The organism is Thauera sp., from assembly GCF_035444905.1.
In the GTDB taxonomy this organism is placed as follows: Bacteria; Pseudomonadota; Gammaproteobacteria; order Burkholderiales; family Rhodocyclaceae; genus Thauera.
This window is the reverse complement of the sequence record NZ_DAOMPS010000076.1, coordinates 1-14050: the sequence shown is the minus strand read 5'-3', so window position 1 is coordinate 14050 and position 14050 is coordinate 1. Positions and strand designations below refer to the sequence as shown.

Here is a 14050-nt window from a genome sequence, read left to right as displayed (position 1 = left end):
GGGGCGCGGCCTCGGCGACCGGCGACAGGGGCGCGGCCTCGGCGACCGGCGACAGGGGCGCGGCCTCGGCGACCGGCGACAGCGGCGCGGCCTCGGCGACCGGCTACAGCGGCGCGGCCTCGGCGACCGGCAGCTGGGGCGCGGCCTCGGCGACCGGCGAGCACTCTGCCGCGATGGCTAGCGGCTATGCCGGCAGGGCGATGGCAGCGGATGGCTGCGCGATCTTCCTCGCGGAGCGGAACGAAGATTGGGGGATCATTGCCGTCTGGGCCGGGATCGCCGGGCGCGACGGCATCAAGCCGGGCGTTTGGTACACGCTCAGCGGCGGCAAGCCGGTGGAGGCCGCGTGATGGACGAGATGCGGGCGGTCGGCGCTGCGATCATCGGTTGACCTGTGGCAGTGCCGCACCGGCATGGGGCGGCATCCCAGAGGCCAGCCCTTTTAATGGAGGCAGACATGGCAATCCTGATTTCCGACCAGCGTGCCCTCCGCGCCGCCGTCGAGGATGCCGATCCGGTTACCGCCTACCTCAACGCTCGCATGGCCGAGAATGTGGGCCGCTACCGCGCCGCTGCGGCTGCGGTCGCAAGCGGCTCCGACCGTCTCGCGCTCGTCCGCATGACGGGCGCGACCTACGCCAAGGAGGGCCGGCAATGACCTTCGCCGATGCCTTCGACAACATGCGCAACGTCACCGCCCGCGTCCTTGACCGGATGATCGAGGCCGGCATCCCGGCCTACGAGGCCAGAGAGCTGCTGCGCGATCTGTCTGACGCGGAGATCGCGCTGCGCCAGTCCTTCACCCCTCGACAGCCAGCGCGCGGCGTTCCGCGCCAGCGTCGAATCCTGAGTTCCTCCTGCCGAGCCGGAGCGGCGCAGTCTCCGGCGAAAGGATTTCCAACCAATGCCCGCCGCCCTCAAAACCAGCATCACCGTCGAGCCGATCCAGGCCAACCCCGGCTTCATCGCCAGCATCACCGGACACGCCTGATGCGCGGCATGTTCTACGGCCTGCCGATCAGCCTCGCCCTGTGGGCGCTGATCCTGATGACGGTCGCCAAGCTCGCAGGGTGGATGTGACCTGACGCAACACCGGGCCGCCTCATCCCCCCTGGGCGAGCCCGGCCCAGCCCCCGGCGGAACCTCCAGCCCGCCGGGGGCGACAACCGAGAGGAAAGACCGATGAGCACCGCACCGCAGATCATCCCCGCCGAGACCGCGCCGGTCCCCGCCCCGAACATCCTCTCGGTCATTGAGAGGATCGCCTCTGACCCGAGCGTGGACGTCGAGCGGATGCAGGCGCTCCTCAAGATGCGCGCTGACGAGGAGGAGCGCATGCGGCGCATGGACCGCGAGGACCGTGCCGAGGATGCCAAGCGCGCGTGGCTCAGAGACTTCTCCAAGGTGCAGGCCGAAGTCGGTCCAATCGTCCGGGGGCGGAAGAATACGCACACCGGATCGACCTATGCCGACCTCGCCGACATCGAGCGCATCGTGACGCCGATCCTGACGGCGCACGGCTTTTCCACTACGGCAGCACCGATCCCCGGAGCACCCGAAGGCAGCATCCGCATGCGCCTGACCATCGGTCACTGCGAAGGGCACGAGCGCGCCTATGAGGACGACTTCCCCCTCGACGCCACCGGGTCGCAGGGGAGGGCGAACAAGACCGCGATCCAAGCCAAGGGTAGCACTCAGACCTATGGTCGCCGCTACCTCAAGGCGAGCGCGCTGGACCTCGCATTCATGGACGACGGCGACGGCAACGCGAAGGACGGCCCGACCGGAACGATAACCGAGGACCAGTGGCGCGTCCTGAACGACTTGGCGGAGAGGGCTGGCGCGGACGTTGCGAAGTTCCTCGCCGCACTCGGCTGCGCTTCGGGCATGACGCTGGAAGAGTTGCCGGCGGCCAAGTTCGACGCCGCCCGAGCGATGCTCTGGCAGAAGATCGCTCAGCCGGTCGTGAAGGGTCCGAGCGGTGCCTGAGTTCTTCTTCGATATTGACCAGAACACGCCCGAGTGGATCGAGGCTCGGCGGGGCATCCCTACGGCTTCGATGTTCGGCACTGTGCTGGCGAACGGAAGGGGCGGCGGAGAGAGCAAGACCCGCCGCACCTACATGCACAAGCTGGCCGGCGAGATCATCACCGGCCAGCCGACCGAGAGCTACAGCAACGGCTACATGGAGCGCGGCCACGCGGTAGAGCCCGAGGCTCGCGCCGCCTATGCGTTCATGCGCGACTGCGACCCGGCCCCCATCGGCTTCGTCCGCAACGGCCGGGCGGGGGCTTCCCCGGACAGCATGATCGGCGACGACGGGCTTCTGGAAATCAAGAGCAAGGCCCCGCACCTCTGGATCGAGGCCATGCTCCGCGACGACTTCCCGCCCGAGCACGTCGCCCAGGTGCAAGGGCAATTGTGGATCTCCGAAAGAGAGTGGTGCGACTTGGCGATCTACTTTCCGGGCATGCCTCTGCAAATCTACCGAGCGTGCCGCGACGAGGACTACATCACGAACCTCTCCCACGCGGTCGATGCCTTCAACGAGGAACTCGACTGCATCGTCGCGCGTGTTCGCGCTTATGGCAACCCAGATGCCGCTCGGCGAGCCTTCCGGGAGAGCGCGGCATGAAGATCACCGACGACGTGATCGTCCGCCGCTGGGAGATTGAGGAGGCCAGCCGCATCGGCCGCCGCGGCATGACGGATCGCACCTCAATCGAGGTCGTCGCCGCTGATTTGCGCGTGCCCTACGAGCGCGTCCGCGATCTCGTGACGGAGCGGCTCACCGGGGGATTTTGGGGATGAGCGACCGCATCCAGTGCATCTTCGATGGTCGCGCCTTTAACCCGGCGACCCCGTATCAGCTTCGCATCGCCCGCGACCGCTTCGGCGAGGGCGAGATCGTGATGATGGCGGTAGAGAACGAGCGGAGCTGGCGCAGCCATGCTCATCAATTCGCCACCATCGCCGACCTGTGGCAGACGCTGCCGGATCACCTCTCGGAGATGCCCTACGCCAAGAGCGCCGAGACCCTTCGCAAGCATGCCCTGATCGAGACTGGCTATGCCGACTGCGAGACGATTGACGCGGGATCGAAAGCAGCTGCCGAGCGGGTTGGCGCCTCCATCTCGCGAATGGCAACGCTGGCCCACGGCTACTGCATCGTCAAGGTGAGCGGTTCGGTCGTTCGCTGTTACACCCCGCATAGCCAGAGCGTCCGGTCGATGGGTGCTAAGGTCTTTCAGGAGTCAAAGACGGCGGTCCTCGGGTGGATCGAGGAACTGCTGGCGAGGGCGGCAGCATGATGCACCCGAAGCCAGCCCGCCCCGAGCGCGATCCTGCCTACCTCGCCCTCGTGCGCGACCTCAACTGCGCGTGCTGCGGGGGATGGCCGGTCGAGGCCCACCACCCGATCAGCGGGCGATACTCGCAGCGCAAGGCTCCGGATCGCGATGCAATTCCACTGTGCCGCATCCACCACCAGATGCGGCACGACCACCCCGACCTGTGGGCATCGATCTACGGCCCTGAGGATGCGCTCATTGAGCCGACCCGCGCTGCCGTCGAGCGCCTCCGCGCCAACACCATCGGAGGCAGGCCATGACCCGCCGCACCCCCGCCGCGCGCCACGCCGAACGGCTGCGCATCGCCCGCATCCTCGCCACCCCCATGGGCTGCATCTGCCCGCCGACAGCCGAGCAGACGTGCATGAGCCCACTATGCCCGCGCAGGCCGATCAACAGCACGTTCGCTGCCGGCGTGGTCCGGGCCACCGAAGGAGAGAAGCCGTGACCCGCGCGGAGATTCGCATCGAGGCCGCGAAGAAGCGCGAACGGCAGGCGAAAGAAGCCCTGTCTCGCGCGTATGAGGCCAAACGCGCCGCGGTCAAAGCCGCGACGTCCAAGCACCTGCCGCGTGTGTGGGCGGCCGAGAAGAAGTTCTGCGAAGCCCGCGCTGCCTCCACCATGGCAGAGATGGCTGCCTACGGCATCGCTCCGATGGAGACGATCATCGAGTGCACGCCCGCGATGGACAAGCGGCGCGGGCGCTATGCGGTGAAGATCACCCGCGAGGGCTGGCCGCGGCTCGTTCCGGTCGGCAAGTCCGGCAAGGTGTTGGCCGGGCGAGGGGATAGACAGTCCCCGTGGCGGTGGTCCGATGCAACCGTGACCGGCGAGAAGGTGACGACATGACCGCTGATCTGGAAGCCACCTGGGAGGCGATCAAGGCGGCCGGCGGCATCAAGCGGATGATGCAGGATCGCGGCATCCGCCATGGGCGCTGCCGGTGCCCGTCCTGCGGCGCAAAGGGCAAGTGCGAGGCCGCTCTGGCCGGCCAGCGCGACCACCTGAACATGCGCTGCACCGAATGCGGGTGGGGGATGATGGAATGAACGACGACACCCACGAGGCGCTGGCCCGAGCGATCTGCCGCGAGACGTGCGCCTACCGAGGAGAGCCGCCGTGCTTCCTGGTCGAGGACGGCGACGGGAAGCCCCTGCCGTGGCCGAACCCGGACTGCGACGAGCCGGGGTGCCATGCCCTTGCGGCTGCTGCGGTCCTCGCCATCAACGATCGGAGCGGGAACGTCGCTCTGACGGCCGTCCTCGCCGAGCGGGACGCCGCTGGCGACGGCTTCGGGCTCACGGGCGCCAGCGTGGCGCCGGTGCCGCTGCCGGCCGCAGGCTGGCTTCTCCTTGCCAGTGCGGCCGCGTTCCTGGCTCTCCGGAGGCGAGCATGACCGACCGCCCCCATGACGACCGCGCTGATCGCCCGGAGCGTGAAGAGGCCAGGCTCGAAGCCGTCCGGCAGGCCGGCGGTGCCGAGTGCGAGGCCGGGGCGCAACAAGACATGCGGGCAGCGACGTGGCTGGACGCTCAGGCGGACGAGCATCGGAAGCTTGGGTTCCGAAGCTCTGCGGCGTTGCTCCGCGAGTGTGCCGCCGAGATCCGCGCCCTCTCTCCCCTCCCGCCCGGCTCCCGCGTCGTCGTCATCCCGCCGGATGCGGAGGAGCGGGTGGCGGAAGCGATCCGCGGCGAGATCATCAAGGGTTGGGACTTCTCGCTTACCACAACACCGGAGAGCCAGTCCGGTGCCGCTGCCCGCGCCGCCCTGCGCGCCCTGACCGGAGGAGAGCCGTGACGATGCGCCAGCAACCAGCGCCGATGGGCGATGTACCGGGAACCATCGAAACCGATCCGATCGCCTTCATCCGCGCATATGAGGCACTGCCCACTGGGGGCGACGTATCCCTGCGGGCCGCTGCCGATAAGAATGGGGAGCCCTTCGTCGTCGTCCACCTGGAGCGCCGGACGTTCGCCCTCACCTGCGCGCAGGCCCGAACGCTGGCTGACATCTTCGCTGATGCGGTCGCTCGGTTCCGGTTCACCTCGGATGGACTGCCGGACCTGATCATGGCCCTGCGTGCCGCCGCCAACGAATCCGAGCGCGCCCTTACCGGAGGAGACGACCGTGAATAAGCTCACTGACGCCGAAGCTGAGCGACTGGCAATGCTCGCGGAGGAAGCCGCCGAGGTGGTTCAGATCGTGGGGAAAATCCTCCGCCACGGGTATGACAGCTACCACCCGTTGCAGCCGGACGTTCTGAACCGCGAATTGCTCGATGACGAGCTACGCGACCTGCTCACGGTGGCGAAGCGCATGGTCGGCAAGGGCGATGTCGAGGGGAACTTCTTTGCTCGCGGATCACAATGCGGCGTGGAGGCGAAAGCTCCGCTACACGCACCATCAGGAGGTAGCCCTTACCGGAGGAGACGACCGTGGCTGACCTGATCGAGAGGCTGCGCGCCGTCGAGGGCGGGGACGATGGGACGCACTGGTATCGCAATCCTGACGGGCCTGAAGCTGCTGCTCGCATCGCCGAGCTGGAGGCGGAGGTCGCGCGGCTGAAGGCCGAACGCGACGTGGCGCGCCATGCCATCGGAGAAGACGATGCTCTCGATGCTTTCGGCTACCTCGCTGAGCCCAAGGAGCCCCCGATGAGCACTGACCGCGAGCGCGAGGCGCTGGCCCGGCTGCTGTACGATCGCCGCGAAGGGCCGGTTGCAAATCAGGACTTCGCCCGCCAGTCGCGCCTATGGGACGAGTGCCTGTTCCACGCTGATACTGTCATCGCCGCCGGCTGGATGCCCCGCCCCAAGCCGGGGAGCGCGGAGTGGGAGGCGATGGTGGGGAAGGGCGCGCGTGCCATATGGGATCAACCAGGATCGGGATGCTCTTGGGAGCGGCTGACGCATGCCGTGCGGGGGCAGTGCATCGCCGACGCTGCCGCATGTCTCCGCGCCGCCCTCAACACAGGAGCCCCCGATGCCGAGTGATCTCACCCTTGAAAAGCTCCTCGCTGACCTGCGGCGTCTCAAGAAGGAGATCGGCCCGCCTCCGCCGGAGGTTCGCGTTAACCCCTACGCCACCGGCCTCCCCACCGGCCAGCCGCGCACCGACGACATGCGCGAGATGGTGGAGCGTCTAGGGAGGCGGCGCATCCCGGCAGCCTATCGTCTATCCGGTGCAGCCATTGGCCTGACCCGGGATGTCGTCGTGATCCACCCCGATCTTCTGCCAGGAGCCCCCGATGAGCACTGACCGCGAGCGCGAGGCACTGAACGACGCGCTTTTCGACGCCCTCGTCGCCGTCACCGAGGATCAGTTCGTCACGCGATCCACCATGCGGGCGATCGCGGATGCTGCGGCTGCCGATCTCGCCGCCGGCTGGATGCCCCGCCCCGAGCCGGGGCGCACCGACTCGGTCATCACCGCATTCAGGATCGCAGCCGAAACTATTGCGGCCGACGAGGACCGCCTGCGCAAGTTGCGGGTCTTCGCCGACTACTGGCCCACGATTGACGCATACGATCCGCCGCCAGAGGTCGCGGAGGACGTGAGCGAGATCGTCATGGCGATGGTTGCGCTGGCTGACGCGACCCGCGCCGCCCTCGGCACGGGAGACGCAACCGATGGACGTTGAAGCCAAAACCCGCGAGGCCCTCGTCTGGGCGATACCCGAGACCGTGCTGCGGTTGCCACCGATGCTGCGCCAAGCTGGCGGCTGGAAATGGGACGCGGACGATGCGTCGCTGTTCTGCCTGCGCGACGAGGGAGAGTTCCGCTTCCACGTCGCCGCCGAGCGCAGGGGGTCGCGCAAGGTGCGGATCGCAGTCATGTCCATCGCCGACGACGACGGCATGGCCAAGTGGGAGGCGGACATGCCCGAGATCCCCGATGCCTGAGCGTGACGTGGACCGCATCGCCCGCGCGATCTGTCAGGAGAAGTGCGCCTTCCTCGGCGAGCCGCCGTGCTGGGATCGGACCTACTTCCCCGGCGAGCCGTGGCCGAATCCAGACTGCGACGAACCGGGGTGCATGGCGATCGCCGAGGCTGTCGCCGCCGCGCTCCTGGAGGCCGGGAAGCCGTGACCCGCCTAGGCCCGAAGCAGCTCGCCCTTCTCCGCACGGTCGGAACATCGTCCGCGCTGGTGGTGGCGTCCGCCACATCACGCCGCCTGTGCGCCCTTGGGCTGATGCGCGCTCACGGGACGGACGGCTCTTTCGCCGCGATCACGCCAGCCGGGCTGCGGGCGCTCGCCGACGCGGTCGAGGCCGGGCGGGTGGAGATGTTCCAGATGCCCGAGCGGGAGGCGCGGGATGCTTGAGCGGCAGTACGAAATCGAGCACGCGCAAGGCAAGGTCGGCATTTGCCCGTTCTGTCAGCAGGACACCGCCGAGCTTTGGTACACGCCCGACCGGGTGGATTTCCTCCCTTATCAGGTCCGCTGCGGTTCATGCGGTGCGCGCGGCCCTCGGGCTGATTGCGGCTGGGAGAGCGCCGTCCCGAGCTGGGATATGGTCGGGCGGATCGAAGGGAAAGTGCCGGGCTGGCGCGGCCCCGGCGCATCGGAGGCGCGGGAGACGTGAGCCAGCACCCGCGCGACCTGAGCCAGCGACAAGCTGCCATTGGAACGCCCTGCGCGTGGTGCGGGCGGAAGATGGTCGCCCACGATCCGTTCCGGGCGCCGACGCGGGATCATGTCCACCCGAAGTCCCGGCGATGGGGCGACCAGTCGAACCGGATCGTCTGGGCCTGCTACGCCTGCAACCAGATGAAGGGCGACATGAGCCTCGATGCGTGGCGGCGGGTGATGGAGGAAGTCCCCGAGTGGTGGCGGCTCGCGGAAAAGCGCGGCCCTCGGGGGCGTCAGCTTCACCAGGCCATGATCGAGTGCGGCTTCGCGATGCCGCACTGCCCGATGTTCGTATGAGCTACACCGTCGCCTTCACCCCGCTCCTGCTACCTGAGCCAGCCGCTGCGGCCTTCCTCGGCGTCTCGCCGTCGAAGTTGCGCGAGCTGGGCATCCCGCGCAGGATGCTCGGGGCGAAGCGACTCTATGACCAGCGCGACCTGATCGCCTATGCGGACGCGCTGGCCTATGAGGGCGAGGGGGAGGCGGACCGACGCGCAGCCGACGAGGCTTTCGGATGCCGTTGACCGGGATCAAGCAGACCACGGTCAACGGCAAGACCTACTACTATCGCCGCACGCCGGGCGGGAACGTGCGCCTGCCCGACCCGAGCGATCCCGGCTTCCTCGCCGCATACGAGGCGGCGGGTGGCGGACCGAAGCCCAAGCCGGGACGGAGGGAGCCCGGAAGCGTGGCGGCGCTGTGCGAGGCTTATAGGCTCTCGCCGGGCTTCCTCGCCATGAAGGCCAGCACCAGGCAGGTGCAGTCGCGCATCATTGCCAAGATCGAGGATGAGCGCGGGAGCGCCCCGGTGAGGGCGCTTCAGCCGAAGCACATCTATGCGGACTTGAAGGGGATGGGGCCAGCCGCGGCGAACAACCGCCGGAAGGTCTGGCGCGCGATGCTGAAGATCGCGGTGCGGGACGGGTGGATTGTCACGAGTCCCGCCCTGGAAGTCGAAAAGGCGAAGGAGGCCGGCGAGGCGCACGAGCCCTGGAACGAGGCGGACGTTGCCGCCTATCGTGCGCACTGGCCTATCGGCACGCCGCAGCGCCTTGCCTTCGAGCTCTTCTTCTGGACTGGCGCACGGTGCATCGATGCCCGCACGCTCGGGCGGCAGATGATCGACCGGAAAGGCTGGCTCTGCTACACGCAGGAGAAGACAGGCGGCAAGGTGGCAATCCCGACGCTTTGCCCGCTTCCGGGCTGGTGCGCCAGCTTCGAGCCGGACCGGCAGATGCTTCTCGCCTGCCTCGAAGGCCACCAAGACCTGACCTTCATCGTCACGGCCTACGGCGCGCCCCGCTCGCAGAAGGGTATCTCGCAGTGGATGGCCGCGAATGCCCGCGCCGCTGGGCTGGACCGGACGGCGCACGGCCTGCGCGCCTCGCGGGCAATCGAGCTCTACATGATCGACGCCAGCCCACAGAAGATCGGAGCTTGGAGCGGGCATCTGTCGCTCAAGGAGGTGGAGCGATACACCCGCGCCGCGAACCGTCGCCGGCTGCTGGAAGGGGATTAGGGCAGTGAAGGATTTGCCCCCAGGCATTAAGCGGTCGACCGTTGGCGGTCGAACCTACTACTATCGCCGGGTTGGCAACGGTTTGATTCCCTTGCCCCCACCCGATGATCCATCATTCCAGGTCGCTTATGAAAGGGCATCCGTAGCAGCGGCAGCCGCGACGAAGGGAAAGCGTGTCGCGGAAGGTCCGTTCCTCTGGGAATGGACGCGGTTCAAAGCGACGCTCATGGAATGCCTGCGCCGGTCGCGCGAGAGGGGCCACGAGTTTGACATCGACCTCGACTATGTGGCGGACTTGGTGTCTCAGAACGGCGGGCGCTGCGCCCTCAGTGGTCTCCTCTTCGACCTCAAACGGGAGGGCGGAAAGAGGAACCCGTTCCGGCCGAGCATCGACCGGATCGACTCCAGCCGTGGTTATGTTCGCGGCAACGTCCGCGTCGTCCTCGCCGCTGTGAACAACGCGCTGTCCGACTACGGCGATGATGTCTACCTGGAAATTTGCCGCGCCGTCGCGCGCCGAAACGTGGCAAACCCCTTTGCCAAGTCAGGCCGTCAAAACGAGGAACCACTTGACGAGACTGGATAAAACAGAGGGGGTGGCGACCTCGGGCGGATTTCGCCATTTCAACGCTATCAATACGGATGGACGAATGCTTTGCCAAGAACCGCGCACCGCGCATCAATGGCTTGCGGGGCGCGTTGGCAAAGCCCCGGCGCTGATGGATAGGAGGAGAGGATGAGCGGACGCTTCGAGGACATTCAGCCGGGCGATCAGCTTGAGATGCCGGCGCACCGCGGCGCGCGCATCTGGGGCGGGCGCGACGAACGAGACCCTGACCGAGTGATCCAGATCGGCATCGTCACGGATCGGTGGTACGACCCGGTGGACGCTAAGGAGTACGTTGGGGTCGCAATCCTTCGGCGGGGAGGGGAGTACGGCAAGCCGACGCACAAGCACACCATTCGCGGCCTAGCGACGAATGGATGGCGGCCAGCGTCGCGCGACTGGATTCAGTGGGCAAAGGCATACGACGCCGGGGTTGAAGTGGGGGCCGTGGTCCAGTTGAAGCCGAGGCGCTGACTAAAGCCCCGCCCTCCTAGCCCTCAGCCAGATCGCCACGACGACCGCCACCCCGACGAGGCACCAGCGGAATAGCCACGGCCGGCGCGGCGGCTCGTCGCCCATCTGCAATTCCTCGCCGCGGCTCAGGTGCATGGTCGGCACCTGCGCGAGCGGGTCGTCGCCGGGGATCTTCGGGGACATGGCTTGCCTCAGAGGGGTGGGGGGTCGAGTCGGGTCAGATTCAGTGGTCCATTTCGCGCGCCAGCCGCCCACGGCCACCCCGGTCTCGGCTCGTCGTCCAGCGCGATCTCGGGCCGCTCGTCTACCGCGCGGCGGCGCTTGGCCGCAGCCTCGGCGCGGGCGATGTCGTGAGGGGACGGGGTCATGCCCGCCGGACCCCGATCAGGACGATCACGCGGCGCCCCTCCATCTTGGCGAGCTCGCTGAACAGCACTCGCAACCGGCTCTCGGCGTTGAACGTGGCATTGGCCCAAAGCCCGGCGAGCGCCAACTGCCACGCGACACCACGGTTGGTCTCGGGCACGGTGATGATCCAGCACGCCGGCGGGGCCGCATCCCGAGCGACGATGGCGCGCATCTTGTCGGCCACATCGTCGTAGGAGAGCGTGGCGGCCTGGATCATCGGAGCCGCCTGGGATGCTTCATGTGCTCGCCTTGTCGTTGTCGGATCGGCCTTTCGGCCACGTCAACCCGGCTTGATGTGGGCCGGTGATGCGCAACGCCTCCTCCGCCCACCAGCGCCAGAAGGCCAGCGTGATGATCCAGAGCATCGGCATCACATGCACGCCACGACGACGAGCCCCGCGTCCACCGCCGTCCGCTCCGGCAGCGTGTCATAGATCGCCGCCGCCTCGGCGCAGCGGTCGTTCGTCCCCGCGCAGCCGGCGAGGGCGAGGAGGAGGACGAGGAGCCTCAGCACGCGACCCACTCGCCCTCGGTGAGCCACCCGTGCCACCGGCACCCCCCGACCTGGAGGACGGACGGACGCGCTGTCAGGCGGTCATCCGGGCCGGTGAAATCCCACTCGGACGGGTGGCCATGGCCGCTGGCCGGGAGGTAACCCTCGCGCCCGCAGCCGCACGGGCAGATGAAGTGCAGGCCGCCAATGCTGCCGTCAGCTCGGCGGTTCACTTCGATCATGCCCGGCTGGCGATCCGCCGACCGCAGCTCGTCAATGCCGGCGGCGAGGACAGCCTTCATGGCTCGGGCTTCTCGGGCGCGCTGTTGGTCGCAATGAACGCACCCGCAGCCGCGAAGAGGCTCGCCACAACGCCGGTCACGCCCGCGGCGATGGTCGCCTCGTCGGGGGCAGCGACGGCCCCGGTGAGGGAGACGAGCCAGAGGGAGATGGTGGTTGCGGCCGAGACCATGCCCCCGCTGAGGAGCGCGGCCCAAGCCTTTTCATAACCGACAATCTTCATCGGGGGGTTCCTTCTGGTGGTGGTTTGGGTAGTATTCGCGGGCGGGGAGAGCGCCTTGAGCGCCGCTGATCGGACCTCGAATCGTCAGCCCCCGCGCCTTACCTTCTCAGCGCCAGCTTGACCTCGAGCCCGACGCACTCCAGCCAGAGCAGCGCGCACTCGGCAGCCTCTTCCAGGGCCGGGAGATTATATGGCTGATGCCGTCTCCGGGCATCGTCCACCGCCTCCCAGACGACGCCATAGACCATCCGCTTTCGCGAGCCGCGGAAGATCGCGAAACGCTTGAGCGGAGGGCGCGCGTTCATTCCGAGAGGAACAGGTTCCGCTCGGCTTCCCGGCGGCGCACCAGGCCGGCGAGCTGGCGACCGGCCGCGTTCACCCACTTGCCGAACTCTGCGGCGGCCCCGGCACGATCGCCGGCATTCAGCTTCCGCAGGAGGGTGGACTTCCCGAGGTTGCCTTGCCCGACGTTGAAGGTAAACGAGACGAGCGCGTCGAATTCGCTCTGGCTCAGCGGCACCTTTACCAGCCGCAGAACCGCGCCCTCGGCGTCTGCGAGATCGTCGCGCAGGAACGCCTCGGCCTCGGCCTCTGCGATGGCCTGTCCGAGCTTGACGCCCTTCGTATGGCCGTAGCCGATGGTTGGCACGTTCGCCGCGTCGAGATAGGCCATGGCCCGGAAGCCTTCGAATTCCTTTATGAGATCCACTCCGGTGTCGGACGTGCGCATTGCCCCCGTAGCGGTCCTGAGCGCCTCACTGAGGGCCGCCCTTGTCTCAGGACCAAGGATGCCGTCGATGGCCACGTCGCGCCCCAGCGCGCGGAGTAGCCGCTGCACAGCGCGCACATCGTCACGGGTCATCGCGTCACCTCCAAATTGTCGCTCTCCCGCACGATGCGGGCCGCGGTGCTAGGGGACCGGTTGAGATCGAGGCGTCCCTCGGCGAACCCGAACCGCTCGGCATAGGGCGCGCCGCGGGGCGGCTCTGGCGTGCGATGGTCGAGCCCGGCCAGGTAGCCGCGGAGGCGCGCGGTCATCGCTTGTCTCTCTCGATCAACCGGTCGAGCTTCTGGTCCATGGCGTCCTGCGTCTTCTCCACCCGCGCCAGCCACTCCCGGAGTGACGTCCATTGCTCCGCGATCCGCGCTTGCGCGATCTCCGCCTCCGACAGCCTGCTCTCCGCTGCGGCGTGGCGCAGGTTCATGCTCGCCTCCATCGCGCCCATGTCGCGCTTGATCTCGGTTTGGGTCTCGATGACCTTGGAGAGGCGCATCTGCATCCGCACGTAGCCGACGACGCCTGTCACGAATGCCGCAACGAGAGGCCAGAGCTTCCCGAGGTCAGCCCAGAGGTCTACAATCAAGGGGGAACCTCCTCGTTCGCGGGGCGATTATCGAGGGGCCTGCCGGTCCCGATGGTGCGGGGACAGGCCCCGCAGGCGGGGGTGGTCGGGATTGCGGCTTAGGTGCCGGAGGCCGTCAGGATCACAGCTTCGCCTCGGCGTAGTATTCGCCGCCCGGCAGCGCGCGCAGGTGGTCGACGAGCGAGGGCAGACTGAAAGCTGCCATGTGCTCGGAGCGCCACCCCTTCAACTCGTTGATGTCGCCGCGGGTGGTGGCCCAATAGCTGCCGGCCGTGAAAATGACGGTCACGAGGGTGACGGCGGAGAGGACCGTGTTCCAGTTCCAGGCCCGCGACGTCGCATGGCGCGAGGACGGCTCGGGGATGGTCATCGCGACTTGATCGACGCCGACTGGATCACCTTCGGAATGGCCGGGAGCACGGCGTCGATGTCGAGATACTGGACCGGTGCGGTCATGGGTTTTCCCTTCTGTTTAGAACTTGGGTGGCAAGCCGTTGGCCGAGTAGAACGCCGCGAGTTGGGCGGAGAGCGCGCCCTTGTAGGTGACGCTGGGGTATCCGGCCGGCGGGGGCAGAACCTGCCGCCCGAGCGACCCATCCATGATCACGTCGCCGGTGAGCGGGTGGACGCTGCCGAACCAGAGCGAACGCGGCAGGTTGTCCGCTGCGTTCGTCCACG

At 67.8% G+C, this 14050-nt stretch carries 38 protein-coding genes and 1 pseudogene; 27 read left to right on the top strand and 12 right to left on the bottom strand.

What is annotated here, in order from left to right; translation table 11 throughout:
* From PLC66_RS20715 to PLC66_RS20585, 27 genes and pseudogenes are all read left to right on the top strand, one after another.
* A pseudogene (locus tag PLC66_RS20715) lies at window positions 1-350 on the top strand (hypothetical protein); the annotation flags it as partial.
* 107 nt (window positions 351-457) lie between these two features.
* Window positions 458-658, top strand: a complete 201-nt coding sequence (locus PLC66_RS20710) for a hypothetical protein (protein ID WP_324544059.1) — start codon at window positions 458-460, stop codon at window positions 656-658.
* Window positions 655-1080 carry a hypothetical protein gene (locus PLC66_RS20705; protein WP_324544057.1) on the top strand — a complete coding sequence of 142 codons (426 nt, stop codon included), beginning with the start codon at window positions 655-657 and terminating at the stop codon, window positions 1078-1080. The genes PLC66_RS20710 and PLC66_RS20705 overlap by 4 nt, the downstream gene beginning before the upstream one ends.
* A gap of 102 nt (window positions 1081-1182) precedes the next feature.
* Complete coding sequence (locus tag PLC66_RS20700) at window positions 1183-1989, top strand: ERF family protein (protein WP_324544055.1); 807 nt, start codon at window positions 1183-1185, stop codon at window positions 1987-1989.
* Window positions 1982-2635, top strand: coding sequence for a lambda exonuclease family protein (locus PLC66_RS20695; protein WP_324544053.1), 654 nt, complete (start codon window positions 1982-1984; stop codon window positions 2633-2635). The genes PLC66_RS20700 and PLC66_RS20695 overlap by 8 nt, the downstream gene beginning before the upstream one ends.
* Window positions 2632-2811 carry a hypothetical protein gene (locus tag PLC66_RS20690; RefSeq protein ID WP_324544051.1) on the top strand — a complete coding sequence of 60 codons (180 nt, stop codon included), beginning with the start codon at window positions 2632-2634 and terminating at the stop codon, window positions 2809-2811. Before PLC66_RS20695 ends, PLC66_RS20690 begins: the two co-directional genes overlap by 4 nt.
* Window positions 2808-3311 carry a hypothetical protein gene (locus PLC66_RS20685; RefSeq protein WP_324544049.1) on the top strand — a complete coding sequence of 168 codons (504 nt, stop codon included), beginning with the start codon at window positions 2808-2810 and terminating at the stop codon, window positions 3309-3311. Before PLC66_RS20690 ends, PLC66_RS20685 begins: the two co-directional genes overlap by 4 nt.
* The gene (locus PLC66_RS20680; RefSeq protein WP_324544047.1) at window positions 3308-3610 is read left to right on the top strand and encodes a DUF968 domain-containing protein; all 303 of its coding nucleotides are present in this window, start codon (window positions 3308-3310) and stop codon (window positions 3608-3610) included. The genes PLC66_RS20685 and PLC66_RS20680 overlap by 4 nt, the downstream gene beginning before the upstream one ends.
* Window positions 3607-3798, top strand: a complete 192-nt coding sequence (locus PLC66_RS20675; protein ID WP_324544045.1) for a hypothetical protein — start codon at window positions 3607-3609, stop codon at window positions 3796-3798. The genes PLC66_RS20680 and PLC66_RS20675 overlap by 4 nt, the downstream gene beginning before the upstream one ends.
* Window positions 3795-4199, top strand: coding sequence for a hypothetical protein (locus tag PLC66_RS20670; protein ID WP_324544043.1), 405 nt, complete (start codon window positions 3795-3797; stop codon window positions 4197-4199). The genes PLC66_RS20675 and PLC66_RS20670 overlap by 4 nt, the downstream gene beginning before the upstream one ends.
* Window positions 4196-4399, top strand: a complete 204-nt coding sequence (locus PLC66_RS20665; RefSeq protein WP_324544041.1) for a hypothetical protein — start codon at window positions 4196-4198, stop codon at window positions 4397-4399. The genes PLC66_RS20670 and PLC66_RS20665 overlap by 4 nt, the downstream gene beginning before the upstream one ends.
* Window positions 4396-4746 carry a hypothetical protein gene (locus PLC66_RS20660; RefSeq protein WP_324544039.1) on the top strand — a complete coding sequence of 117 codons (351 nt, stop codon included), beginning with the start codon at window positions 4396-4398 and terminating at the stop codon, window positions 4744-4746. Before PLC66_RS20665 ends, PLC66_RS20660 begins: the two co-directional genes overlap by 4 nt.
* A complete protein-coding gene (locus PLC66_RS20655) occupies window positions 4743-5147 on the top strand; it encodes a hypothetical protein (protein ID WP_324544037.1) in 405 nt (134 codons plus the stop codon). Before PLC66_RS20660 ends, PLC66_RS20655 begins: the two co-directional genes overlap by 4 nt.
* On the top strand, window positions 5144-5485 hold the full coding sequence (locus tag PLC66_RS20650; RefSeq protein WP_324544035.1) for a hypothetical protein: 342 nt from the start codon (window positions 5144-5146) through the stop codon (window positions 5483-5485). Before PLC66_RS20655 ends, PLC66_RS20650 begins: the two co-directional genes overlap by 4 nt.
* A complete protein-coding gene (locus PLC66_RS20645) occupies window positions 5478-5798 on the top strand; it encodes a hypothetical protein (RefSeq protein WP_324544033.1) in 321 nt (106 codons plus the stop codon). The genes PLC66_RS20650 and PLC66_RS20645 overlap by 8 nt, the downstream gene beginning before the upstream one ends.
* Window positions 5786-6343 carry a hypothetical protein gene (locus PLC66_RS20640; protein WP_324544030.1) on the top strand — a complete coding sequence of 186 codons (558 nt, stop codon included), beginning with the start codon at window positions 5786-5788 and terminating at the stop codon, window positions 6341-6343. Before PLC66_RS20645 ends, PLC66_RS20640 begins: the two co-directional genes overlap by 13 nt.
* Window positions 6333-6608, top strand: coding sequence for a hypothetical protein (locus PLC66_RS20635; RefSeq protein WP_324544029.1), 276 nt, complete (start codon window positions 6333-6335; stop codon window positions 6606-6608). Before PLC66_RS20640 ends, PLC66_RS20635 begins: the two co-directional genes overlap by 11 nt.
* The gene (locus PLC66_RS20630) at window positions 6598-6990 is read left to right on the top strand and encodes a hypothetical protein (RefSeq protein ID WP_324544027.1); all 393 of its coding nucleotides are present in this window, start codon (window positions 6598-6600) and stop codon (window positions 6988-6990) included. The genes PLC66_RS20635 and PLC66_RS20630 overlap by 11 nt, the downstream gene beginning before the upstream one ends.
* On the top strand, window positions 6980-7252 hold the full coding sequence (locus PLC66_RS20625) for a hypothetical protein (RefSeq protein ID WP_324544025.1): 273 nt from the start codon (window positions 6980-6982) through the stop codon (window positions 7250-7252). Before PLC66_RS20630 ends, PLC66_RS20625 begins: the two co-directional genes overlap by 11 nt.
* 7 nt (window positions 7253-7259) lie before the next feature.
* Complete coding sequence (locus PLC66_RS20620; protein ID WP_324544023.1) at window positions 7260-7439, top strand: hypothetical protein; 180 nt, start codon at window positions 7260-7262, stop codon at window positions 7437-7439.
* On the top strand, window positions 7436-7675 hold the full coding sequence (locus PLC66_RS20615; protein WP_324544021.1) for a hypothetical protein: 240 nt from the start codon (window positions 7436-7438) through the stop codon (window positions 7673-7675). Before PLC66_RS20620 ends, PLC66_RS20615 begins: the two co-directional genes overlap by 4 nt.
* Window positions 7668-7937 (top strand): hypothetical protein, encoded by a 270-nt coding sequence (locus PLC66_RS20610; protein WP_324544019.1) that lies wholly within the window; start codon window positions 7668-7670, stop codon window positions 7935-7937. Before PLC66_RS20615 ends, PLC66_RS20610 begins: the two co-directional genes overlap by 8 nt.
* Window positions 7934-8281 (top strand): HNH endonuclease, encoded by a 348-nt coding sequence (locus PLC66_RS20605; protein WP_324544017.1) that lies wholly within the window; start codon window positions 7934-7936, stop codon window positions 8279-8281. Before PLC66_RS20610 ends, PLC66_RS20605 begins: the two co-directional genes overlap by 4 nt.
* Window positions 8278-8508 (top strand): helix-turn-helix domain-containing protein, encoded by a 231-nt coding sequence (locus PLC66_RS20600; RefSeq protein ID WP_324544015.1) that lies wholly within the window; start codon window positions 8278-8280, stop codon window positions 8506-8508. Before PLC66_RS20605 ends, PLC66_RS20600 begins: the two co-directional genes overlap by 4 nt.
* Window positions 8499-9503 (top strand): tyrosine-type recombinase/integrase, encoded by a 1005-nt coding sequence (locus PLC66_RS20595; protein WP_324544013.1) that lies wholly within the window; start codon window positions 8499-8501, stop codon window positions 9501-9503. Before PLC66_RS20600 ends, PLC66_RS20595 begins: the two co-directional genes overlap by 10 nt.
* Window positions 9504-9507: 4 nt before the next feature.
* Window positions 9508-10089: a hypothetical protein gene (locus tag PLC66_RS20590; RefSeq protein ID WP_324544011.1), complete on the top strand. Its 582-nt coding sequence runs from the start codon at window positions 9508-9510 to the stop codon at window positions 10087-10089.
* A gap of 150 nt (window positions 10090-10239) precedes the next feature.
* Window positions 10240-10584, top strand: a complete 345-nt coding sequence (locus tag PLC66_RS20585; protein WP_324544009.1) for a hypothetical protein — start codon at window positions 10240-10242, stop codon at window positions 10582-10584.
* Here PLC66_RS20585 and PLC66_RS20580 read toward each other — a convergent pair whose 3' ends face one another.
* The 12 genes from PLC66_RS20580 to PLC66_RS20525 form a co-directional block, all read right to left on the bottom strand.
* Window positions 10585-10767, bottom strand: a complete 183-nt coding sequence (locus tag PLC66_RS20580) for a hypothetical protein (protein ID WP_324544007.1) — start codon at window positions 10765-10767, stop codon at window positions 10585-10587.
* A 181-nt stretch (window positions 10768-10948) separates the two neighbouring features.
* Complete coding sequence (locus PLC66_RS20575) at window positions 10949-11209, bottom strand: hypothetical protein (protein ID WP_324544005.1); 261 nt, start codon at window positions 11207-11209, stop codon at window positions 10949-10951.
* Window positions 11210-11228: 19 nt separating this feature from the next.
* The gene (locus PLC66_RS20570; RefSeq protein ID WP_324544003.1) at window positions 11229-11363 is read right to left on the bottom strand and encodes a hypothetical protein; all 135 of its coding nucleotides are present in this window, start codon (window positions 11361-11363) and stop codon (window positions 11229-11231) included.
* Window positions 11363-11506 carry a hypothetical protein gene (locus PLC66_RS20565; protein WP_324544001.1) on the bottom strand — a complete coding sequence of 48 codons (144 nt, stop codon included), beginning with the start codon at window positions 11504-11506 and terminating at the stop codon, window positions 11363-11365. Before PLC66_RS20565 ends, PLC66_RS20570 begins: the two co-directional genes overlap by 1 nt.
* Window positions 11500-11787, bottom strand: coding sequence for a ubiquitination-like system serine protease family protein (locus tag PLC66_RS20560; RefSeq protein WP_324543999.1), 288 nt, complete (start codon window positions 11785-11787; stop codon window positions 11500-11502). The genes PLC66_RS20565 and PLC66_RS20560 overlap by 7 nt, the downstream gene beginning before the upstream one ends.
* Complete coding sequence (locus PLC66_RS20555; protein WP_324543997.1) at window positions 11784-12008, bottom strand: hypothetical protein; 225 nt, start codon at window positions 12006-12008, stop codon at window positions 11784-11786. The genes PLC66_RS20560 and PLC66_RS20555 overlap by 4 nt, the downstream gene beginning before the upstream one ends.
* Before the next feature lie 98 nt (window positions 12009-12106).
* The gene (locus tag PLC66_RS20550) at window positions 12107-12313 is read right to left on the bottom strand and encodes a hypothetical protein (protein ID WP_324543995.1); all 207 of its coding nucleotides are present in this window, start codon (window positions 12311-12313) and stop codon (window positions 12107-12109) included.
* Window positions 12310-12870 (bottom strand): glycoside hydrolase family protein, encoded by a 561-nt coding sequence (locus PLC66_RS20545; protein WP_324543993.1) that lies wholly within the window; start codon window positions 12868-12870, stop codon window positions 12310-12312. Before PLC66_RS20545 ends, PLC66_RS20550 begins: the two co-directional genes overlap by 4 nt.
* Window positions 12867-13046, bottom strand: a complete 180-nt coding sequence (locus PLC66_RS20540) for a hypothetical protein (protein WP_324543991.1) — start codon at window positions 13044-13046, stop codon at window positions 12867-12869. Before PLC66_RS20540 ends, PLC66_RS20545 begins: the two co-directional genes overlap by 4 nt.
* Window positions 13043-13372 (bottom strand): hypothetical protein, encoded by a 330-nt coding sequence (locus PLC66_RS20535; protein ID WP_324543989.1) that lies wholly within the window; start codon window positions 13370-13372, stop codon window positions 13043-13045. Before PLC66_RS20535 ends, PLC66_RS20540 begins: the two co-directional genes overlap by 4 nt.
* A 121-nt stretch (window positions 13373-13493) precedes the next feature.
* On the bottom strand, window positions 13494-13742 hold the full coding sequence (locus PLC66_RS20530) for a hypothetical protein (RefSeq protein ID WP_324543986.1): 249 nt from the start codon (window positions 13740-13742) through the stop codon (window positions 13494-13496).
* Window positions 13743-13844: 102 nt separating this feature from the next.
* Window positions 13845-14050, bottom strand: a 206-nt coding sequence (locus PLC66_RS20525; RefSeq protein ID WP_324543984.1) for a hypothetical protein, incomplete at its 5' end; no start/stop codon positions are given.

Bases quoted from the DNA above. Each gene is read 5' to 3' on its own strand.
- PLC66_RS20710 (WP_324544059.1), top strand. From the start codon at position 458: ATGGCAATCCTGATTTCCGACCAGCGTGCCCTCCGCGCCGCCGTCGAG.
- PLC66_RS20705 (WP_324544057.1), top strand. From the start codon at position 655: ATGACCTTCGCCGATGCCTTCGACAACATGCGCAACGTCACCGCCCGC.
- PLC66_RS20700 (WP_324544055.1), top strand. From the start codon at position 1,183: ATGAGCACCGCACCGCAGATCATCCCCGCCGAGACCGCGCCGGTCCCC.
- PLC66_RS20690 (WP_324544051.1), top strand. From the start codon at position 2,632: ATGAAGATCACCGACGACGTGATCGTCCGCCGCTGGGAGATTGAGGAG.
- PLC66_RS20685 (WP_324544049.1), top strand. From the start codon at position 2,808: ATGAGCGACCGCATCCAGTGCATCTTCGATGGTCGCGCCTTTAACCCG.
- PLC66_RS20680 (WP_324544047.1), top strand. From the start codon at position 3,308: ATGATGCACCCGAAGCCAGCCCGCCCCGAGCGCGATCCTGCCTACCTC.
- PLC66_RS20675 (WP_324544045.1), top strand. From the start codon at position 3,607: ATGACCCGCCGCACCCCCGCCGCGCGCCACGCCGAACGGCTGCGCATC.
- PLC66_RS20665 (WP_324544041.1), top strand. From the start codon at position 4,196: ATGACCGCTGATCTGGAAGCCACCTGGGAGGCGATCAAGGCGGCCGGC.
- PLC66_RS20660 (WP_324544039.1), top strand. From the start codon at position 4,396: ATGAACGACGACACCCACGAGGCGCTGGCCCGAGCGATCTGCCGCGAG.
- PLC66_RS20655 (WP_324544037.1), top strand. From the start codon at position 4,743: ATGACCGACCGCCCCCATGACGACCGCGCTGATCGCCCGGAGCGTGAA.
- PLC66_RS20635 (WP_324544029.1), top strand. From the start codon at position 6,333: ATGCCGAGTGATCTCACCCTTGAAAAGCTCCTCGCTGACCTGCGGCGT.
- PLC66_RS20630 (WP_324544027.1), top strand. From the start codon at position 6,598: ATGAGCACTGACCGCGAGCGCGAGGCACTGAACGACGCGCTTTTCGAC.
- PLC66_RS20625 (WP_324544025.1), top strand. From the start codon at position 6,980: ATGGACGTTGAAGCCAAAACCCGCGAGGCCCTCGTCTGGGCGATACCC.
- PLC66_RS20610 (WP_324544019.1), top strand. From the start codon at position 7,668: ATGCTTGAGCGGCAGTACGAAATCGAGCACGCGCAAGGCAAGGTCGGC.
- PLC66_RS20600 (WP_324544015.1), top strand. From the start codon at position 8,278: ATGAGCTACACCGTCGCCTTCACCCCGCTCCTGCTACCTGAGCCAGCC.
- PLC66_RS20595 (WP_324544013.1), top strand. From the start codon at position 8,499: ATGCCGTTGACCGGGATCAAGCAGACCACGGTCAACGGCAAGACCTAC.
- PLC66_RS20585 (WP_324544009.1), top strand. From the start codon at position 10,240: ATGAGCGGACGCTTCGAGGACATTCAGCCGGGCGATCAGCTTGAGATG.
- PLC66_RS20580 (WP_324544007.1), bottom strand. From the start codon at position 10,767: ATGTCCCCGAAGATCCCCGGCGACGACCCGCTCGCGCAGGTGCCGACC.
- PLC66_RS20575 (WP_324544005.1), bottom strand. From the start codon at position 11,209: ATGATCCAGGCCGCCACGCTCTCCTACGACGATGTGGCCGACAAGATG.
- PLC66_RS20570 (WP_324544003.1), bottom strand. From the start codon at position 11,363: ATGCCGATGCTCTGGATCATCACGCTGGCCTTCTGGCGCTGGTGGGCG.
- PLC66_RS20560 (WP_324543999.1), bottom strand. From the start codon at position 11,787: ATGAAGGCTGTCCTCGCCGCCGGCATTGACGAGCTGCGGTCGGCGGAT.
- PLC66_RS20555 (WP_324543997.1), bottom strand. From the start codon at position 12,008: ATGAAGATTGTCGGTTATGAAAAGGCTTGGGCCGCGCTCCTCAGCGGG.
- PLC66_RS20550 (WP_324543995.1), bottom strand. From the start codon at position 12,313: ATGAACGCGCGCCCTCCGCTCAAGCGTTTCGCGATCTTCCGCGGCTCG.
- PLC66_RS20545 (WP_324543993.1), bottom strand. From the start codon at position 12,870: ATGACCCGTGACGATGTGCGCGCTGTGCAGCGGCTACTCCGCGCGCTG.
- PLC66_RS20540 (WP_324543991.1), bottom strand. From the start codon at position 13,046: ATGACCGCGCGCCTCCGCGGCTACCTGGCCGGGCTCGACCATCGCACG.
- PLC66_RS20530 (WP_324543986.1), bottom strand. From the start codon at position 13,742: ATGACCATCCCCGAGCCGTCCTCGCGCCATGCGACGTCGCGGGCCTGG.